Source organism: bacterium (genome assembly GCA_021372775.1).
In the GTDB taxonomy this organism is placed as follows: domain Bacteria; phylum Acidobacteriota; class Polarisedimenticolia; order J045; family J045; genus JAJFTU01.
Genome location: JAJFTU010000080.1, coordinates 1 through 3073 on the forward strand (window position 1 = coordinate 1; position 3073 = coordinate 3073).

General features: G+C 67.5%; 4 protein-coding genes and 1 pseudogene. All 5 read right to left on the reverse strand.

Going from position 1 to position 3073, the window contains the following annotated elements:
- Positions 1-393: DDE-type integrase/transposase/recombinase (locus tag LLG88_02940; GenBank protein ID MCE5245864.1), on the reverse strand; the 393-nt coding region annotated here is incomplete at its 3' end.
- Positions 356-496, reverse strand: a pseudogene (locus LLG88_02945) (IS3 family transposase). The pseudogene LLG88_02945 and the gene LLG88_02940, both read right to left, overlap by 38 nt.
- Positions 497-643: 147 nt before the next feature.
- Positions 644-1249, reverse strand: a complete 606-nt coding sequence (locus tag LLG88_02950; GenBank protein ID MCE5245865.1) for a transposase — start codon at positions 1247-1249, stop codon at positions 644-646.
- The gene (locus LLG88_02955; protein ID MCE5245866.1) at positions 1246-2184 is read right to left on the reverse strand and encodes a hypothetical protein; all 939 of its coding nucleotides are present in this window, start codon (positions 2182-2184) and stop codon (positions 1246-1248) included. The genes LLG88_02950 and LLG88_02955 overlap by 4 nt, the downstream gene beginning before the upstream one ends.
- 21 nt (positions 2185-2205) lie before the next feature.
- The coding region (locus tag LLG88_02960; GenBank protein ID MCE5245867.1) for a S8 family peptidase at positions 2206-3073 on the reverse strand (868 nt) is incomplete at its 5' end.

Consider the following 3073-nt stretch of genomic DNA (forward strand, 5'->3'; position numbering starts at 1 on the left):
GATGAAGGGGTTGTCGGTCGGCGTGCCCGGACGGCTGAAGCGCAGTTCCACGCCGTGCGCGTGCGCCCAGGCGTCCGTCGCCCGCGCCGTGAACTCCGTCCCGTTGTCCACCGTGATCGCGCGCGGGCGGCCGTGCGCCGCCGCCAGACGGTCGAGCACGCGCACCACGCGCGCCGCCGGCAGCGACGTGTCGACCTCGATCGCGAGGCACATCCGCGTGACCACGTCGACGACGTTGAGCGTCCGGAACGCCCGGCCCGACTCCAGGGCGTCCTGCGTGAAGTCCATCGACCAGCATTCGTTCGGCCCGCTCGCCGGCGGCGTCGGCAGGCGCGGCGCCGCGGGCGAGGCGTTTGCGCTGCTTGCGCCGCACGGCCAAGCCCTCCCGGCGATAGATCCTGTACACCCGCTTGTGGTTGATTCCCGGCAGCTCGCGCCGCAGCAGCACGTGCAGCCGGCGGCAGCCGAAGCGCGGCCGCTCCCGCGCCGGCCGCAGCGGTGCCTCGCGGAATCCCGGGGCGTCGCCACGCCTCGGCTGGCGGCGGGCACCTCGAACGACGGCTCCCGATCAGCCCGCACGCGCATCGCTCGCTCACGCCGAGCCGGCGAGCGCGACGCACCGCGTCCCGTCGCGCGGCGGGCGTCACCACTTTCTTGAGGTGATGTCCTTCAGCACACGGATTCCCAGCGCCTGCTCGGCGACGATCATCTTCGGCTTGCGGTTCTCGTCCTCGAGCGCCCTCAGCCGCACCGCGTCGCCGGCCTCCATCCCCCCGTACTTCGCCTTCCAGCGGTAGTACGTCTGGTCGCCGGTCCCGTACTTCCGGCACGGCTCCCCGGCCCTCACGCCGGTGTCCGCATCCTTCAGGACGCCGACGATCTGCTCCACGCCGAACCAGCTCTTCTTCGGGAGCGTCCTTTCGCGGGCGAGTCGTCGCCCGGAGGACTCTCGGCCAGCCCGGACCACTCTTCTGGGAGCAGGCCAGACCTTGTAGAGATCGGACTCCTTCGACAGCCGCTCGTACCACGCGCGATCTGTGACGTTGCCGTTGGCGCGCTCGCGTCCCCCAACGCGCCGAAGATGAGGCTCCGAGGGCGACGCGCTGTCACTCGCCGGGCCGACGCGCGAATCGCGGCGGTCGAGGCACGCTCTGTTCAGTTCTTGGAGGCGTTGGCTCGCCGGATGAGGCGTTGTCGCGTAGGGCGGCCAACCGGGCTGGTGAGAGCCCGGCCGCCTCCGATTCCTCATGTCCCCTGGGCCACTTGGACGCGTGCATGAATTCGAGCCTTGATCTCTTGGTAGATGTCGATGCCGATCTCGCGTGCAACCTCCAACGTCACCGCCAGCGCGTACGGGACCTCCTCCTCAAGAGTGCCAGCGTCGGCTCGGCAGCTCACCTGGATCTCGATATCATCGCCGTCGATGAAGGCCGTCGCCCGGGTTACGGTCAGCACCACGTGCTGCACTGTTCCGCGCTGCGCTGACCGGGCATCAGCCTCATCTCGGTCAAGCCGCAGCTTCGTGAGGGGGTCTCTGCTCTTCGGCGGCCGCGAAGCGTCCGGGTGGAACCACACGTCTGCTCGGCGCCATGCCTGGTGGCCAGTGTTGACCGGGGTGAGCGTTGCCAAGGTGACGACAAGTCGCTTCTGCCCACCTCGGCCGCTGAGCGATGGCGGCAGCGGGAAACGATGAATATGCGCTTGGTCGACAGCAAGCGTACCGCCACCGAGGGCTGTTGCGCGCGTGCTGGTGCACTCCTGAACCCAATCTGGCCGAACGCTGCCGTACCCCAGCAGGCGAGTGATGTACTCCTTGAACTGGCGCGCGTTGTCGCTGGTCCGCAGCACGGCAGCCAACTTCTCACCTGCAAGACCCCACGACGCAGAGTGAACCAGCAAAGCCTTCAACCAGACCGCCATGGGCACCCTGGCGATCATCTCCCCGCCGGGTTCTGTCTGCAGGTCCTCGAGGATGTCATGAAGGATTGCCGCCAGCCGGCTCGTCAGCGCGGCGGCGTCGCTGGTTCCGCGAACATGCCACGTCGCCGAGATGCCTCCAGGAATCGCGCCCGGAGCCGCGACGCGGTGGCCGGGCGCGCGCGTGACGTCCGGTACCTCAAGAACGACGTTCTGTGTGGTATGAAAGCTCTCGCGCAGGAACAGACGGCCTCCAGAAGCGAGCATGTCTGGCTTGATCGACCGCCGTTAGCCCATCCCCTGGGCGTTGATGGGACTCGGCAGCGACCCGTCAACGTACGGAGAAAGATAACCAGCAGGCACTGCACACGCTGAAGCATCGTCATGCAGCGCACCGATGGTGAGGACGTTGACCGCCTCGGCCGGCGAGAGGAGCCGCCGATTACGAGCGTCGGCAGCCACGGCCTTGATGACCTCGGTCTGAAGAGCCTGGGCGTCAGTCGCCGCGAGCTGCGTGCGAGGGATTGTCAGCTCGATAGAATGTCCATGGTTGCCCGCGCTGACGACGAAGAGCACGCGGAACTTCCACGCGAGCCAGTCGAGCAGTCGGGCGAGCGGACTGAGCGAGTTGTCGAAGGGCCGATCAGGAATCCCGATCGAGAGGTTGATGACCTTCACATGCGGCGCTGCCGGTGCTTCATCTCCGGTCGGCTCGAACAACCGGCGAACTGCCCGATGGATGAGGTCGACGACAAGATCGGACTCGGCCACTGTCTCGCGCCGGGGAGTTCTCCAGTCCCGTGGGTCTGGTCGCAAGATCGGCCGAACGTAGAGCCGCCGACTGATCGGAGGCTCGTTGGCGTCGAGGTCCCCGTGAACGATCAGCGACGCCATCCCTGTTCCATGGCGCCGATCCGCTGCCTGGTAGTCGTTCTCGAAGTTGTCCGGATCGTCGATCACCAAGCGCCCAGCAAGACGGCGGTGGTTCTGCAGAGGGAGCCCGTCGAAGAGCGCTACCACTGGCTCGCCGAGTTGCCCTGGCGCGGATGGCTGGCCCGGGTCGGGTAGCCGCGTGTCGTCAGCAATCGCACCCGACATCTGCCCTGCGGCGCGGAAGAACTGGATCTGCTCACACTGCACGAGAGCCGCATCGTGC